The 15,602-nt window shown below is 72.9% G+C and carries 12 protein-coding genes; 3 read left to right on the top strand and 9 right to left on the bottom strand.

Annotated features, from left to right (window positions below):
- The coding region (locus D7W82_RS31830; protein ID WP_120621916.1) for a hypothetical protein at window positions 1–3,654 on the bottom strand (3,654 nt) is incomplete at its 3' end.
- A gap of 161 nt (window positions 3,655–3,815) precedes the next feature.
- Window positions 3,816–4,754 (bottom strand): RluA family pseudouridine synthase, encoded by a 939-nt coding sequence (locus D7W82_RS31825; RefSeq protein WP_120621915.1) that lies wholly within the window; start codon window positions 4,752–4,754, stop codon window positions 3,816–3,818.
- Window positions 4,755–4,887: 133 nt separating this feature from the next.
- Here D7W82_RS31825 and D7W82_RS31820 point away from each other — a divergent pair, with 133 nt between their 5' ends.
- Complete coding sequence (locus D7W82_RS31820; RefSeq protein ID WP_120621914.1) at window positions 4,888–6,414, top strand: peptidase M3; 1,527 nt, start codon at window positions 4,888–4,890, stop codon at window positions 6,412–6,414.
- 13 nt (window positions 6,415–6,427) lie between these two features.
- Here the strand turns inward: D7W82_RS31820 and D7W82_RS31815 are convergent, their stop codons facing one another.
- The 3 genes from D7W82_RS31815 to D7W82_RS31805 all read right to left on the bottom strand — a co-directional run bounded on the left by D7W82_RS31815 (window position 6,428) and on the right by D7W82_RS31805 (window position 8,700).
- Window positions 6,428–6,769 carry a hypothetical protein gene (locus tag D7W82_RS31815; protein WP_014394173.1) on the bottom strand — a complete coding sequence of 114 codons (342 nt, stop codon included), beginning with the start codon at window positions 6,767–6,769 and terminating at the stop codon, window positions 6,428–6,430.
- A 154-nt stretch (window positions 6,770–6,923) separates the two neighbouring features.
- The gene (locus D7W82_RS31810) at window positions 6,924–7,469 is read right to left on the bottom strand and encodes a hypothetical protein (RefSeq protein WP_120621913.1); all 546 of its coding nucleotides are present in this window, start codon (window positions 7,467–7,469) and stop codon (window positions 6,924–6,926) included.
- Between the two features lie 193 nt (window positions 7,470–7,662).
- Window positions 7,663–8,700, bottom strand: coding sequence for a hypothetical protein (locus tag D7W82_RS31805; protein ID WP_171426609.1), 1,038 nt, complete (start codon window positions 8,698–8,700; stop codon window positions 7,663–7,665).
- A gap of 478 nt (window positions 8,701–9,178) precedes the next feature.
- Between D7W82_RS31805 and D7W82_RS41865 the strand changes: the two genes are divergently transcribed.
- Window positions 9,179–9,712, top strand: a complete 534-nt coding sequence (locus D7W82_RS41865) for a DUF2058 family protein (RefSeq protein WP_233588051.1) — start codon at window positions 9,179–9,181, stop codon at window positions 9,710–9,712.
- A 79-nt stretch (window positions 9,713–9,791) separates the two neighbouring features.
- On the opposite strand, the gene D7W82_RS31795 is transcribed toward D7W82_RS41865, so the two are convergent.
- Together D7W82_RS31795 and D7W82_RS31790 are read right to left on the bottom strand one after the other, a co-directional pair.
- Window positions 9,792–10,973, bottom strand: coding sequence for an acyl-CoA dehydrogenase family protein (locus D7W82_RS31795; protein WP_120621911.1), 1,182 nt, complete (start codon window positions 10,971–10,973; stop codon window positions 9,792–9,794).
- A 49-nt stretch (window positions 10,974–11,022) separates the two neighbouring features.
- Window positions 11,023–12,027 (bottom strand): DUF1028 domain-containing protein, encoded by a 1,005-nt coding sequence (locus D7W82_RS31790; protein ID WP_120621910.1) that lies wholly within the window; start codon window positions 12,025–12,027, stop codon window positions 11,023–11,025.
- Between the two features lie 118 nt (window positions 12,028–12,145).
- Here D7W82_RS31790 and D7W82_RS31785 point away from each other — a divergent pair, with 118 nt between their 5' ends.
- Entirely contained in the window at window positions 12,146–12,910 is a 765-nt protein-coding gene (locus tag D7W82_RS31785; RefSeq protein WP_120621909.1) for an SDR family NAD(P)-dependent oxidoreductase, read from the top strand.
- Between the two features lie 27 nt (window positions 12,911–12,937).
- On the opposite strand, the gene D7W82_RS31780 is transcribed toward D7W82_RS31785, so the two are convergent.
- Both D7W82_RS31780 and D7W82_RS31775 read right to left on the bottom strand, forming a co-directional pair.
- The gene (locus D7W82_RS31780) at window positions 12,938–14,761 is read right to left on the bottom strand and encodes a methyl-accepting chemotaxis protein (RefSeq protein WP_120621908.1); all 1,824 of its coding nucleotides are present in this window, start codon (window positions 14,759–14,761) and stop codon (window positions 12,938–12,940) included.
- 201 nt (window positions 14,762–14,962) lie between these two features.
- A partial coding sequence (locus D7W82_RS31775; protein ID WP_147439671.1) for a PP2C family serine/threonine-protein phosphatase occupies window positions 14,963–15,602 on the bottom strand: 640 nt, incomplete at its 5' end.

Below are 15,602 nucleotides of genomic sequence, written 5' to 3'. Positions count from 1 at the left end.
GGCGGAGAGAGGGAGCCGGGGCGCGTGTCCGGCGCGCGGGGCGCGTTCCACGCGGGACGGGGCTTCGCGGACCTGCGTGCCCGCGTGCTTGGAGGCGCGGGCGTTGTCCTCGGGGGTGGACGCAGCGGAGGCGACCTTGCCCGACGCTGGGGCTTCGGGCTCCGCGGCTGGAAGGAGCGCGGCTCCGAAGGCCGTGGTCCGCTCGCGCGGCGGTGTGGCGGCGGCGCGCGGCTTGCGGTCGGGCGCGGAGGTTGCGTCGTCCTGCGTGAGGCCGGGTTCCTGGGCCGGGCCGCCGCGAGACGGCTTCGCGGCCCGTGCCATGCCGCTGGGAGCGGGGGCGGACTCCGCGAGGGAGACAGGGCTCTCCGCTGGCGCCTTCCCGGATGCGGGGCGGCGCTGCGCTTCCGTTCCCTGGGCGGTGTCTCCTACCGACGCGTGCCGTCCAGAGGGGGCCTTGGCTGCGTTCGCTACCGGGGCATGGCTCCCCGAGGGGGCCTTCCCAAGCCGCGGCGCGGCTGGAGACGCTCCCGCGCCTCGCTCTGATTCCTTCCGCGATGCCCGCTCAGCCGTGTCACTCCGAGCCCCCGCGCGCCCTCGCTTCTTGTTCCCAGGAGCCGCGTCGAGCTCCTCGCCAGCCGTGTTGCCGCGTCCCTTGCGCGAAGTCGCGTTGGCACCCGGAACCCTGGCCGGGCGCTTCTCCGGTGCGTTGGCGGACGAGGCCTCTTCCGCCTGGAGCAACGACGGGACGTCCGTGTTGGAAGTCACCTCGTCGGACAGGTCCTTGCGCTTCGCCGCGGGGACCCGGCCCGTGGCGACCGGCGGCGCGACGAGCACCGACGGTGGCGGCACCCCGCCGGCCTGCGAGGGCGCCGGACGCGTGGGCTCCGGCGACGGCGGACGGGCGCGCTGCTCGCGGGACTTGCGCAGACTCTCGGCGCGGCGCGCGTAGAGGCGGGCCTTCTCGGTGTTGTGCAGCACCTCGCGGCAGAAGAGCGCGAGCCGCTCCCACGTGTGCTGGCGCTCCTCGTCGTCCTCCGTCGCGGTGGCCGCGTTCTCCAGCGCCCAGGCGGCCTCGCCGAACTGCTCGCGCTCGGTGCAGCGGTCCGCGAGCAGCAGCCAGGCGTCCTTGTGTCCCGGCTCGAAGCGCACGGCCTGGCGCAGCTCCGCCAGCGCCGCGCCCGCGTCGCCCATCGCCTCCAGCGTGGCGACCCGCTCCAGGTGCGCCTTGCGCGCGGCCGGCCCCCGAGGCTCGCGGGCGAGCTGCGCGTGCAGCAACGCGCTCAGCGCGGGCAGGTCGCCCAGACGGCGCGCGAGCGCCAGCAGGTGCTCCCGGGGTTGTTCATTGTCCGGGCTCTCCGCGAGCACCTCCGCCCAGGCCCACTGCGCGATGCGCAGGTCGCCCAGGGACTCCTCCGCGGTCCGCGCGAGCACCCGCAGCGCCTCCAGGCGATCCGGCGCGCGGCGCGGCGCGGCGGCACAGGCGGCGCGCAGGCGCTCGACCTGGGCGAAGCGCTCGTCGTCGGAGACGCTGCGCACCAGCCCCGCGAGCACGGGCAGCATTCCGGGCACGAGCGCATCCGCGGACTCGAAGTCCTCGCGCGCCTTCGCGGGGTTGCCCATGTTCAGCTGCCGCTCGCCTCGCGTCAGCAGGGCCACGGCGCGGGCCCGCGAGGTCCTCGCCCGGGAGATCGCGTCATCGAGCGCACGGCGCACGAGCGAGGCGTCCTCCCGCTGCGACAACAGCCGGACCTGTTCGCGCAACGCGGTGCGCTCGCCGGTCAGCTCGACGATCTCCCGGTACATGCGCGCGGCGCCCGCGGAGTCCTGGAGCTCATTCTCCATCACCTCCGCGAGCCGCGTGAGGGCTTCGGCGCGCTCGGGTGCGTCCTTCGCGCGGTCCGCGCGCTTGAGGTACAGCTGGGCCAATTCGCGCCACGCACTGCGCGCGATGAGCTGGGCCTCCTGGCGCTGGGACTGAGCCCGCTCCGAGCCCTCGTCCGCGGTGCGCGCCGAGGCAGGTGCATCCGGAGCCGGGGGAGCGGCGGTGGCTGCCTTCGCGGCGGAGTCCGCCTGCGGGAAGACGACTTCCGAAGTCGCATCCTCCTCGTCGAACGCGGGCTTCGAAGTGGAGGGCACCAGCACGGAGGCCCGGCGCGGAGCGGGTGGCTTCCCGTCACGGGCCTGCGTTGACGCGGAAGCGCCCTGCTCCGCTTCGACACGCTCGGGAGGGAGGATTTCCGAGGTCGCCTCTTCTTCGTCGAACGCCATCGCTGGCGCTCCCGGCACCAGCACCGCGTCCGGCTGGCGTAGGGGCGGATTCTTCGAGGCCGATGCGTTCTCGCTGGATGCCTTGGCTTGCGCGCTATCGGCCGGTTCGGATGGGGGCGGAGGGAGGATCTCCGACGTCGATTCGTCTTCGTCGAAGGCCTTGGAAGGCGCGCCCGGCACCAGCACCGCCGTCATCACGGCCGGCGCGTCCTCGGATGGCTTCTGCGCCGTGGGCTTTTCGTCAAGGGCCTGTGCGCCATCGGCAGGCGGCGCTTCCTCGAACTTCTTGCCGAAGACCTGCGTCGACTCGAACAACGGCGGAGCGGGCGTCGACGCCTCGACCTTCTCGCCATCGGACGCGGCTGCCGTATCCGGGAGCAGGGGCGTCCGCGTCGCACTCGCTGGCGAGGCTCCACCGACGTGCTCGGCCGCATCGTTCGACGCGGTTTCGACGCGCTCAGGCGCCTTCGCCGAGCCCGACAACATCAGTGCGCTCAACGCCGAGATGACGTGTTCAGGCACCGTCGCGGACGGCGATGCGCTTGACGGCGCGACGACGGAGGCAGGCGCATCCGCGGCGCTCACTGACGACGGTGCGTTCGACCCGTTAGCAGCGCTCTCAACCCGAGGCGCCGCATCTCCAGTGCGCACCGCGTCCGGTGCCTTCTCGCCAGCCTCCTGCTGATCATCAAGCCCGGCACCGGAAGCTCCCGCCGGCACGGGCTCCGGAACGGTCCTCGCGACCTGTGGCGGCGTCACCACCCGGGCCTTGCCCGGCCCGTCGTCATCCCAGGGGAACTCCGGTCCTCGCGACGCCGTCCGTGCCGGTTCCGCCCACTCGCCCAGCGGGACCTGCACCGTGGCGGCCCGGGGAGCCCACGCCTGCGGGGCCGGCACCGCCACCACCGGCATCTCCACCACCGTGTTGCCCAGCTCCGGATCCGACAGCGCCAGCGCGGACACCTCCACGGTCTTCGTCCGGGACTCCTCGTCCTCCGCCGGGGTCTCCTTCGCCTTCGCCACCCGCTCGCGCAGCACGTCGAGCACGAAGCGGGCCCGGGCGTCGTCGGGCGCGTCCATCAACAACCCGTTGAGCACCGCCGCGGCGCGCGCTTCCTGCCCCGTGCGCCGCAACACCCGCGACAGCTGGCGGCGGACCTCGCGGCGCACCTCGCCCCGCTCCGTCACCATCGCCGCGTCCAACAGGGTGATGACCGCGCGCTCCGTGCCCGCCTTCAGCGCGCACCGGACCAGCACCGCCGCGAGCCGGGGCGTCATCGGCAGGGGACGGCTGGCGGACACCAGGCCGGAGTACGCCCGCGCCGCCTGCCCCTCCTGGAGCAGCCGAGCAGCGTCCCGGCAGATCCGGGCCACCGCGCCTCGCACGTCCTCTCCTCGCGAGCCCAATTCCGGTCCGCGAAGGGAGGGCTCCGGCGTCCGTGGGCCCTTGCCGTGTCTCCCGCCACCCATGAAGCCCCCAGTCTACACACGATGCGCGCGACGGGGGCATCCTGTCCGCCAGCACAGGGCCCTGGTTTTCCAGGTTCTCAGGACGCGTCCGAGGCCACGATGGGCCCCTCCGGAGCGCGCACGCCCGCCGACTCGAAGAACGCCCGCAGGTCCTCCGGCACTGGCGCCTCCAGCCGCAGCGGCCGGCCCGTGAGCGGATGCCCCAGCTCCAGCGCGTGCGCGTGCAGCAGGCACCGCGGCGCCATCAGCCCCCCCGCGCTCCCCGCGCCGCCATAGCGCGAGTCCCCCAGGATGGGGTGCTCCAGCGCCGTCAGGTGCGCCCGGAGTTGGTGCGTGCGGCCCGTCCGGGGCAGCAGCTCCACCAGGCTGAACGCCTCCCCCGAGAACAGCGTCCGGTAGTCCGTCCACGCGGGCACGCCATTGGCCGCGCGGGTCGCCCGCCAGCGCCCCGGCCGCGATGGGTCCTTCGACAGGGGCAGGTCCACCGTGCCGCCCGCCGGGAGCCCCGGCCCCGTCGCCGCGAGGTAGCGCTTGCGCGCGGTGCCCTCCCGGAACGCCTCGGCCAGCGCGGAGGTGGCGGCGGGCGTCTTGCCGAACACCGTCACCCCGGACGTCTCCCGGTCCAACCGGTGCACCAGCCCCGCCTGCCGGCCCAGGTGCTCGCTGACCAGGTCCACCAGGCTGCCGCCCACGCGGCCTTCCGTGGGCTGCGCGTTCAGGCCCGCGGGCTTGTCCACCGCGATGACGTCCGCGTCCTCGAACAGCACGCGCAAGGGCGCCGCGGGCGGCGAAGCCTCCAGCGGGCTCTGCCCCGCCTCCTCCAGCACCACCGTCACCACCTGCGCGGCCAGGAGCTTCACGGCCCCATCCCGCGCGCGCCGCCCCGCCACGTACACGGCGCCCACGTCCACCAGCCGCCGCACGTCCGCCACCGGCAGCCCCAGCTCCGCCGCCGCCGCCTCCACCAGGGCACGGCCCACGTGCGCCCCCTCCGCCCGGAACGTCCGGCGCTTCATCGCGCGCCGCCCCTTTCCAGGAGGGACTCCAGGGGGGCATGCGGACAGGCGACGGAGGCGGAGGACATGGCGCGACACTCTATGCGCGTGCTCCCTGCCCTGACGCGGGCTTCCTGTTACCTTCCGCGCCGCCATGGACCGCCCCCTGCTCTCCGTCCGGTCGCGGCTGGATGATTTCCTCGCCGAGCTGGCCACCCTCCAGTACCGCTACGGCGCCGGACTCTCCCCGGACCTCCCCGTCGCCCGCCTGTACGCGTCCTTCCCGGAGCTGTCCTCGCCGGAGACCTTCGCCGCCGCCAACGAGGCGCTCGCCCGCGCGAAGGGCAAGGGCGACCCCGACCCCGTCACCATCCGCCGCATCACGCTGGTGCGCGAGCTCATCGCCACCCAGGTGGAGGAGTCGCTCGCCCTGCCCGCGGCGGACGCCGTCGTCGCGCTGGAGGCCCGCTCCCACATCCCCGCGGACGACACGACGCTGTCCCTGGCCCAGGCCCTGTCCCAGATTCCGCGCGAGCCCAGCCGCTCCCGCCGCGCCCTCCTGGAGCGCGGCGCCGGCAACTTCCTCTGGGACCACCGCGGCCCTTATGGAGACCGGCGCGACGCCGCCCTCCAGGCCGCGGAGGTGCTGGGCTTCCCGGACTACCCCTCGCTGCGCCAGGACGTGACGGGCATCGACGCGGGCAAGCTGGCGGAAGGAGCCGAGGAGACCCTCAAGCGGACCGAGGACGCCTACCGCGACGTGCTGGCCTACGTGCTGCGCAAGCTGGAGCCCACCCTGCGCCCGCTGCCCGGCGGCGAGGCGCGGCGCCACGACGTGCAGCACGCCCTGCGCGCCCCGTGGATGGACGCGCACTTCCGCCGCGAGGACACCGTCCCCGCCGTGATGCGCTGGCTGTCCGACTGGGGCCTCCACCCCGAGGCCGGCGGACGCATCCGCCTGGATGACGAGGCCCGCCCCGGCAAGGCCTCGCGCCCCTTCGTCGCCGCCGTGCGCGTGCCCCACGAAATCCACCTGGTCCTCCAGCCCCGCAGCGGCATGGACGCGCTGGGCGACCTGCTCCACGAGCTGGGCCACGCGTGGCACCTGGCCCACGTGGACGCGGACGCCCCCATGGAGCTGCGCCGCCTGGGCGACGCCTCCGTCACGGAGGCCTACGCCGCCACCTTCGAGCGGCTGCTCTTGTCCCCGCCCTGGCTCAAGCGCTACCTGGGCCTGCCGTCCAGCACGACGAAGGACGTCGTGCGCATGGGTGCGTTCCAGGCCCTGGCCGTGCTGCGCCGCCACTGCGCGAAGCTGTCCTACGAGCTGTCCCTCACCACGAAGGGCGCCTCCGCCGACCGCGCGGACGAGTACGCCGACGGCCAGCGCCGCGCCCTCTTCGCGCAGCCGCACCCGGGCCTCTTCCTCCACGACGTGGACTCGCAGCTCTACGTCACCCGCTACCTGCGGGCCTGGGCCCTGGAGACCCGGCTCACCGCTTATCTCTTGGAGCGGTTCAACGAGGACTTCTGGCGCAACCCCGCCGCCTTCACCTGGCTCAAGGGGCTCTTCGCGCGCGGCGGCGCCGCTGACGCGGAGGGACTGGCCACGGAGGTCTCGGGCACGCCGCTGGCGCTGCCCGAGGCGGGAGCGCGCCTCGTGGCCATCCTCAACCAGTAGGGAGTACGGCCCCCTACTTCTTCTTGGCGCGCAGCGCGCGGACGATCTTGTCCTTCGCCGCGTTGGCCGGAGCGACCTCGCGAGCCGGCGCCTTGGAGGCGTTGGCCGCGGTGCGCGTCTGGCCGGTGCGCGCGCGCATGGCCTTCATCAGCTGCATCTCGATGACGAGCAGCTCGTCCGCCAGCTCCGCGTTCGCACCGGCGGCGCGAGGCAGCGGCGCGCTCTTGCTGGGAGCGCCCGCGCCATGGCGCATGCGCAGGGCCTTCTCCTCCGTGGCCGTCAGCGTGGTGGACTTCTCCAGCGCCGCCTTGACCTCTTTCGCGGTCAACGTGCTACTTCCGACCTTGCGCTCCATCTCCGCTCCCTTCGTTGTGCACGCCTGAACACCCGAGCATGTCAGATGCGTCTGGGCCGCAACCGACGAGGATTGTAGAGGACGCAAGAGGGCCGTCAAAATTTCTTCCAACAGGCCGCTGCCAGTCTGTAGCGACCCGCCCCACCTGCTACAGCTACAGATGCATCCCCAGGCCCAGGAACGTGGAGCGCAAGCTCTGTCGCTCCCCGGAGAAAGGGGAGCCCCTGGCGGAGAAGTTCTGGTAGCGCGCCTCGGCGGAGAGGAAGAGGTTCTCCCCCAGCTCCACCCCCACGCCGCCGCACAGCTCGAAGCCCAGCTGGAGCACGCGGCTGCCCAGCGTGTCCGGGGCCACTGACTGGGGCCGTGAGTGGGGCACCAGCATGCTGGCCCCCACGCCCAGGAAGGGCCGCACCCGGGTGTCCCCCAGGGGCACCACGCGCACGGACATGGGCGTCACCTCCGTCAGGTGCCGGCTGGACGCCAGGTGGCCGCCCACCTCCAGCACCGCCCCCGGCTTGCGGTACGCCCAGCCCAGGCCCGCGCTGTAGCCCACCGTGGGCGCCCCTTCCGCGTCGCCCTGGAGCACGTAGGCCCCCAGCGGCGCGACGGTGATGCCCAGGTTGCGGGCGGGTTCGGCGAGGGCCGGGGTCGCCAGGAGTGCGAGCCCGGCACACGCCAGGGAAAGGGCGGAGCGGAACATGGCCTCCCGTCAGAGCAAGGCCAGGGCCAGGAGGTTTCCCCAGCCGCGTCAGGCACTTGCGGGGAGGCCCTGGCTGGGGCGGCGGCCCGTGCAGGACACGGCCGTCACAGCCCCCAAAGGCCACGCGGACCTCCGAGCCTCTGGCCGTGAAGCCGTGGGGCTTCCAACGGCCTGGAGGCGCGGCGGGGCCGGGTCAGTTGCCCTCGGCCTCGTCTTCCGGCTCGGCGGCGCCGGCCGCGGCGCCCGGGGTGCCGGTCGAGTCCCCGGCCTTGGTGCGCGGGATGCCGAAGTGGTCCAGCGCGTCCGCGATGCCCTGGGGCTTGTCCGCGTCCGGCAGGAAGTCCGGGGGCGGCTGCAGCGCGGGGTCCTTGCCAATCTCCGTCAGGCTGGACTCCAGCGTCATGCGCAGCTCCGCGGCCTCCGGGGTCTTCTCCTGGGGCACGCCGATGCGGCCGTCCAGCCGGGCCTTGAGGACGACGGACGTGGCAGAGTCCACCAGCACCTCGCCCTCCAGCGAGCGCGGCAGCCGGTGCTCGAAGAAGTTGGCGCGGCGCTTCGTCGTCTCGTCCGCGTTCTTGGGCGTGAAGGCGGCGGGCAGCTTCTTCGGCGCGCCGCCCTCCAGGGGCGAGCCCAGGGACACGTTGTACTTCCACGCGGTGCGCCCCTCGTGGGTGACGGTGCCCGCGGGGGTGAGCTTGATGCGGCCCTGGAAGAGGCTGTCGAAGTCGCGGATGGCGCCCGTCAGCTCCGTGCGGGTGCGCTCGGCCATGCCGCGGTCGCGCAGGCGCTGGCGGTACGGGCCGTAGCGGTTGCGCGCGAACACCTGCCCCTTCACGCGCATCACCTCCAGGCCCTGGTCCCGGGAGTTCTCCAGGACGCCGTGGAAGTCGCCGTTGACGCCCCCGGGGCCCGCGCGGAAGGAGCGCGTCTCCGTGAGCTTCACGGGGTTGTTCCCGTTGGGGCCGGCCCACTCGTAGCCGAGGGTGGACTGGAAGAAGTGCGGGCCCAGCCGCTCGGTCACCTCCGCGGCGTCCATGCCCAGGATGCGGCGGGACACCTGGGGGTTGTCCGCGACGTCCTCCGGCGGCAGCTTCTCCTTCGCCGAGGCCACCACCTTCGGCGGGTCCTCCGGCGAGAAGATGCGGGCCTTGGCCGCCTTGTCGACGGGGTCGGAGCAGCCGGTGGCTGCCAGGACCAGGGCGAGGGCGGCGGACTTCGTCAGGCTTCTCACGGGACCTCCACGACCAGGACGGCGGGGGCGGCAAGTTACGTGGGGGGGACATGAGCGGCAAGCGGTGGCTTGCGTGCGGCCGTGCAAGGGATAGAACGCCCAACCCATGCAGAACCTGCGAGACAAGTTGTTGAAAGCGGGCCTCGTCTCCGAGGAGCAGGCCAAGAAGTCCGACTCCACGCCCTCGGCGCCACGGCGCCAGGAGGACAACCGGGGGAGCGCTCCACGCGCCCCGGCCCCTCGCGGACGTGATGAGAATCGGACAGCCGGAGGCCCGCCGCGCCGCGATGACCGTGGAGGTCCTCCGCGCCGTGAGGGCGGTGGTGGTCCGCCGCGCGGCGCCGGAGGTCCTCCGCGCCACGGTGCGGGCGGTCCGCCGCGTCAGGGCGGAGGCTTCCGGGGCGGTCCCCAGGGCGGGTTCGGCGCGAACGCGCGTCCGGGCACTCCCACGGAGAAGCCCATTCCCAAGCTGCCGCCCATGCCGGGCTCCAAGGCCTACCAGCGCGCCGAGTCCAAGAAGCAGGTGGAGCTGGACCGCGCCCTGCGCGAGCTGGTGCTCGGCGCCCAGGTGCCCCAGGAGCCGGGCGAGACGGCGTTCTACTTCATGACGCGCAAGGGAAAGCTGCGCCGCATGGAGCTGAGCCCCGCGCAGGCCAAGCAGCTGGAGGACGGCGAGCTGGGCGTGGTGGAGCGTCCGGAGCCCGCTCAAATCGAGCACTCGCTGGTGCCCGCCGCCGCGGCCGAGCAGATGTACGCGCTGTCCGCCAAGGCCGTGCGCTTCTTCAACCGCAAGGAGAACCCCGTCGGCTTCATGAACGACGAGGAGCTCAAGGCGCAGCAGGCCGCCGAGGCCTCCGGCACCGCGCCGGAAGTCGCCGACGAGCCCGAGGCCGCCGCGGAGGGTGCCGAGGAGGGCGAGGCGTCCGCCGAGGCCCCCGCGTCCGAGCCGTCGCCCGAGCCGTCGTCCGAGCCTTCTGGCGAACCGGACGGCGAAGGCAGCCCCCAGTCCTGATGTTCCTTCCCGTGCCCTCCCCTCCTTCCCATCCGGGAGCGAGGGGAGGCGCGGCTTCCACCGGACGTCCGCGCTCGCCTCAGCCGAACGCGTCGATGCCGGTGATGGCCTTGCCCAGCACCAGCGTGTGCACCTCGTGGGTGCCCTCGTAGGTGAAGACGCTCTCCAGATTCAGCATGTGGCGCACGGGAGGGTAGTCGTCCGTGATGCCGTTGGCGCCGTAGATGCTCCGGGCCACGCGGGCGATGTCGAGCGCGCTCTTCACGTTGTTGCGCTTGGCCAGGCTCACCATCACCGGGTTGCTCCTGCCCTCGTCCTTGAGGCGCGCGAGCCGCAGGCTCAACAGCTGCGCCTTGACGATCTCCTGGAGCATGTCCGCCAGCTTCTCCTGCGTGAGCTGGTAGCCGGCGATGGACTTGCCGTCGAACTGCGTGCGGGACAGCGCGTATTCGCGCGCGCCCTCGAAGCACGCGATGGCCGCGCCCGTCACCGCGAACGCGATGCCCGCTCGCGCGTTGTTGAGGCACGACAGCGGACCGCGCAGGCCCACGACGCCGGGCAGCACGTTGCGGTCCGGCACGCGCACGTCCTGGAAGGACAGCTCGCTGGTGCGTGACGCGCGCAGGGAGAACTTGCCGGGAATCTCCCGCGCGCTGAAGCCGGGCATCCCCTTCTCCACCAGGAAGCCGCGCACGGACTCCGGGCCGCCGTCGTCCGTCTTCGCCCACACCACCGCGACGTCCGCGATGCTGCCGTTGGTGATCCACGCCTTGGTGCCGTTGAGCACCCAGCTGTCTCCGTCCTTCCGGGCGCGGGCGCGCATGCCGCCGGGGTTGGAGCCGAAGTCGGGCTCGGTGAGGCCGAAGCAGCCGATGAGCTGTCCCTTCGCCATACCGGGCAGGAAGCGCGTCTTCTGCTCCTCGCTGCCGTAGGCGTGGATGGGGAACATGCACAGCGAGCCCTGCACGGACGCGAAGCTGCGCAGGCCGGAGTCACCGCGCTCCAGCTCCTGCAACACCAGGCCGTAGCTGACGGTGTTCATGCCCGCGCAGCCGTAGCCCTGGAGGTTCGCGCCCAGCACGCCCAGCTCCGCGAGGCCCGGGATGAGGTGCGCGGGGAAGGTGCCGTCGCGGAAGTGCTTGCCGATGATGGGCAGCACCTCCGAGTCCACGAAGCGGGCCACCGCGTCGCGAGCGGCCTTCTCCTCGGCGGAAAGCAGGTCGTCGATGCGGAACAGGTCGGTGATGTCGGCGCGGGGCATGGCGGCGAGCTTGGCGTCGCCATGCGGGAGCCGTCAAACCACCGGTGCCTCAGTGTGACGCGGGCGCGAGCGCTTCCAGGTCCGCGTCGCGCATGGAGTTGACCAGCGGACCGTCGATCCTCCGCTGGCCGTCCACCACCACGGTGGGCTTGAGGAAGAAGAGGTTGTTCCAGTTGAAGTCATACAGCGCTGCTTCCGCGGCCTCGTTCCAGGCCGCATCCATGCGGCCCTGGTAGTACCCGAGCTTGTGCAGCACGCGCTTCACGGCCTTCGTCGTCTCCGCGTCGAGCGGGATGAGGTCCGACGCGTACGGCGCCGCGACGCCCGCCTGGTAGCGGTTCATCTCCACGTCCAACTCCCGCAGCGCGTTCTTGCTGCTGTGCACGACGGCGTCCGCGAGCACCTTCGTGTAGAAGACCGCTTCGTTCTCCGAGCTCCAGACGCGGATGACGCCGGAGCGCTCGCCGTTGTTGTCGCCGCCCACCCGGGCCCCTGCCTTGAGCGACGTGAGCAGCCGCTGCGGCAGGCTGCCCGTGGTCCTCTGGAAGGCCGACGCCATGGCGTCACAGATGGTGGCGGTGGTCTGGTTGTTGGCCTGCACCACGAAGTTGGCGCCCTTCACCGCGCAGCGCTGCGAGGCGCTCTCCGCGCCGGTCTGCTGGCCCACCGTGATGGTGCCGTCGGGGCTGAGCTTCACCGCGGCGAGCTGCCGGTAGTCCGCGTACGGATCCACGGTGAACACATAGTCGACGGCGGCCTGGGCCGTGTCGCCCGCGTCGGTGCGGGCGATGATCGCCTCGGCGTCATCCACCGACGGGTAGAACATGGAGGCCACCGCCACGTCCGGACGGCCGTAGGGAACCAGGCCGCTGATGCCCGCGGGGAAGGAGATGCTCGCCACGCCGCAGGACTTCTCCACCGCATCGCACGCGACGATGGCGCGCGTGCCCAGGAGGCGCGGGTTGGCGCGGCCGGTGGGCGCCGCCGCGAGTGCGGCAGTGGACGCGAACATCAGGCAGGAGGCGGCCAGCAGGCCACGATGGAGGGTCTTCATCTTCAGGGGACCTCGATGCAGTGATTGATGTCTTGAAGAGTCCCCGGCAGCGCAATTGATGCATTTCGCCATGCACCTTCCGCCCGGCACCGCGCACGGGGCCCTATGCTGTCCGGCCATGACGAACGAGACGACGAAGAGCGTGGTGGTGACGGGCGCCAGCCGGGGCATTGGCCGCGCGGTGTCCCTGGCGTTCGCGCGCGAGGGCTACGACGTCTGGGCGATGGCGCGCTCGGCGGAGTCGCTGGAGGCGCTGCGCAAGGAAGGCGGCGAGCGGATCCGCCCGCTCACGGTGGACGTGGCGGACGAGTCCGCGCTGCTCGCGGCGTGCAAGACCGTGCTGGCGGCGGGGACGCCCCGGGTGCTGGTGAACAACGCGGGCATCACCGTGTCCGCGCCGCTGACGAAGACGTCCACGGCGGACCTGGCGAAGGTGATGGCCGTGAACGTGACGGCGCCCTTCCTGCTGTGCCGCGAGCTGATGCCCGCCATGGCGTCCGCGGGCGGCGGGCGCGTCATCAACATCGGCTCCATCACCGCGACGCGCGGGGCGAAGTACACGTCCGCGTACTGCGCGTCCAAGCACGCGCTGCTGGGGCTGACGCGCGCGCTGTCGGTGGAGTACGCGCGCAAGAACGTCACCGTGAACATCGTGAACCCGGGCTGGGTGGAGACGGACATGTTCGCGGGCGCGACGGCCGCCATCACCCAGACGACGGGCCGCAGTGAAGAACAGGCCCGCGAGGCCCTGGCCGCGATGAGCGCCATGGGCCGCATCATCCAGCCGGAGGAGGTGGCCGCGATGTGCCTCTTCCTCGCGTCGGAGGCGGCGGCGCCCATCACGGGCGCGGCCTACGCCATCGACGGCGGCGAGGCGGCGTAGCGCGGGCCCGACGCCGTCGTCACGGCGTCACAGGCGGTACTGCTCCACGATGTTGCTGACCTCGTGGGACGCGGTGGTGAGGCGCGCGGCGGCCACGGCGCTGGTGGCCACGCGCTCCACCGTCTCGTCCGCCAGCCGCGTCAGGTCGCTCAGCGCGGCGAACAGCTCCGCGATGCCCGCGTCCTGCTGGCTCACCATGTCCGCGATGCTCTTCACGGACACGCTGTTGTTCTGGATGACCTCGGCCAGCGCGCGCAGGCTCTCTCCCGCCGCGCGCGCCTGCTCCAGGCCGCCCTCCACCTCGCGCGTGCCGCCCTCGCTCGTCTGCACCGCCTCGGAGATGGCGCGGCCGATGTCCGCCAGGATGGTCTGCACGCGCGCCGTGGCCGTCGCGGACTGGTCCGCCAGCGACCGCATCTGCCGGGCCACCACCGCGAACGCCCGGCCCGCCTCGCCGCTGCGCGCCGCCTCGATGGCCGCGTTCAACGCCAGCACGTTGGACTGGTCCGCCAGGTCCTTCACCGTGCCGGTGATGTCGCCCACCTGCCGCGTGCTCTGCCGCAGCTCCGACACCGTGTTGGAGATGCGCTCCACCTGCGAACGGATGTGCGTGAGCCCGCCCACGCTGCCCGCCACCGCGGACTCGCCCGCCTGCCCCACCGCGCCCGCCTTCTCCGCCTCGCGCAGCACGCCCGTGGCCCGCTGCGCCGCCGCCCGCGAGCTCTCCTGGAGCTGCCGCGCGGCGATCTGCGTCTGGTGCAGCGCCGCCGCCTGCCGCGTCACCGCCAGGTTCTGGTCCGACGCGGAGTTCGCCAGCTCCAGCGCCGTCGCCTCCAGCTCCTGCGCGGAGTTCTTCAGCGCCATCAGCACCGCGCGCAGCCGCGCCATCATGTCCCCGAAGGACGTGGCCAGCTGGCCAATCTCATCCCGGGAGTGGATGTCCAACGTGCCGCTGAAGTCCCCTTCCTTCACGACCCGCGCCGCCGCCGCCGTCAGCGCGCCCAGGGGCGCCATCATCCGGCGCACCAGCAGGAACGTGCCCCCGCCGGCCACCAGCGCCACGAGCAGCCCCAGCACCAGCACCTCCATCAGCGTGGCGCGCATCCGCGCCCACTCCGCCTGCGCGCCGCGCGCCAGCACCAGCTCCAGGCCCTCGCCCACCTCCACCCGCGACACGTGCAGCGAAACGCCGCCCACGTTCACCTCGGCGCCGTTCTTCCCGCCCGCGCCCGCCGCGGCCAGCAGCGCCTTCGCCTGGACCGCGTGCACCGACCTCGCCACCAGCCGGGGCCCCGCGTGCAGCAGCGCCTCCAGGTCCTCGCCCCCCTCGTCCAGCCGCCGCAGCGCCTCCGCGCCCAGCTCCGCGCCCACCACGAGGTAGCCCACCGGCACGCCGTTGGACTGGAGCGACTGCGCCACCGCGAACAGGGGCACGCCCGTGGCCGGCAGCAGCACCTGCCCCTGCTGGCGCACCACCTTGTCGATGCCCGGCAGGGTCCGCTCGCCGGAGGACGCGAGCACCGTCCCGTCCACGCCCACCAGCGCCATCAGGTCCACGCCCAGCACCGTGCGGTGCTCGTTCAGCAGGGCGTCCGTCTCCGAATGATCCTCCGCGAAGGCCGCCGTGAACACGGGGTTGGCCGCCGCCACGCGCCCCAGCTCCGCCAGCACCCGCAGCTCCTGGTCCTTCAACGCCTGCCAGCGGGTCGTGTCCCGCGTCAGGGCGGAGGCCATTTCGGACTCCACGCGTGAGCGCAGCGACACCCCCATCAACGTGACGGTCAGCAGCGTGAGGGAGATGACAACGGCGGTGAGGGCCGCGGTCAGGCGCGCGGCAAGGCTGAGCGTCATACGCAACGGGTGCTCGGAGGGGGGAGGGAGACGCGAGGGGGAGCCCCCAGATTAACCTGGAAGATGCGAAGGATTGAAGTCCCTGTGCAGGGTGACTCCCCCTCCGTCCGGGCGGACCCATCGCGTCGGGTCGGCGGTCAGCACCGACCTGTGGGGTTCATCCGCCACGCACTCCCAGCACGTGACGCGGTGGGTAGACGCTCAGACCGCCACGCGCAGTACGACGGCGGTGATGTTGTCGCGGCCGCCGGCCTCGTAAGCGGCGGTGACGAGCGCGTCGCACGCGGCCTGGGCGGAGGACGCGCGCAGCTGCTCCTTCATCACCTCCGGCCCCAGGGGCTCATACAGCCCGTCCGAGCACAGGAGGAAGACATCCCCGGGCTGCGTCTCCAGCCGCTGCACGGTGGGCTCCGCGTTCTCCGTGCCCAGGGCGCGGGTGATGAGGTGGCGCAGGTTGGCCGGGTTGCCGGGCGGCTCTCGCCCCGCGGCGCGCAGCTCCTCGATGAGCGAGTGGTCGCGCGTGAGCGGCTCCAGCTGGCCCTCGCGCAGGCGGTACAGCCGGCTGTCGCCCACGTGGGCCACCGCCGCGAAGCGCTCTCCCACCGCGAGCGCCACCACCGTGGAGGCCATCTCCTTGAGCTTGCCCACGCGGCGCACGCGCAACGTGCGCTGGGCGAGCGCGGTGCAAGCGGCCAGGTAGTTCTCCTCGCGGCTCCGCGCGGGATCCACCGCGTCCGGCCAGGTGCCGTCGCGATCGCGGTCCAACCGGTCGCTGAACCCCGCGAAGGTGTCCACCACGCACTGGCTGGCGACCTCCCCGCCCTCCTGCCCCCCCAGGCCG

This window comes from Corallococcus sp. CA049B (assembly GCF_003611685.1).
Classification (GTDB): domain Bacteria; phylum Myxococcota; class Myxococcia; order Myxococcales; family Myxococcaceae; genus Corallococcus; species Corallococcus coralloides.
This window is presented reverse-complemented; position numbering and strand designations above follow the sequence as displayed.

Coding starts and splice junctions, on each gene's coding strand:
- D7W82_RS31825 (WP_120621915.1), bottom strand. CDS start 4,754: ATGAAGCGCCGGACGTTCCGGGCGGAGGGGGCGCACGTGGGCCGTGCC.
- D7W82_RS31820 (WP_120621914.1), top strand. CDS start 4,888: ATGGACCGCCCCCTGCTCTCCGTCCGGTCGCGGCTGGATGATTTCCTC.
- D7W82_RS31815 (WP_014394173.1), bottom strand. CDS start 6,769: ATGGAGCGCAAGGTCGGAAGTAGCACGTTGACCGCGAAAGAGGTCAAG.
- D7W82_RS31810 (WP_120621913.1), bottom strand. CDS start 7,469: ATGTTCCGCTCCGCCCTTTCCCTGGCGTGTGCCGGGCTCGCACTCCTG.
- D7W82_RS41865 (WP_233588051.1), top strand. CDS start 9,179: ATGCCGGGCTCCAAGGCCTACCAGCGCGCCGAGTCCAAGAAGCAGGTG.
- D7W82_RS31795 (WP_120621911.1), bottom strand. CDS start 10,973: ATGCCCCGCGCCGACATCACCGACCTGTTCCGCATCGACGACCTGCTT.
- D7W82_RS31790 (WP_120621910.1), bottom strand. CDS start 12,027: ATGAAGACCCTCCATCGTGGCCTGCTGGCCGCCTCCTGCCTGATGTTC.
- D7W82_RS31785 (WP_120621909.1), top strand. CDS start 12,146: ATGACGAACGAGACGACGAAGAGCGTGGTGGTGACGGGCGCCAGCCGG.
- D7W82_RS31780 (WP_120621908.1), bottom strand. CDS start 14,761: ATGACGCTCAGCCTTGCCGCGCGCCTGACCGCGGCCCTCACCGCCGTT.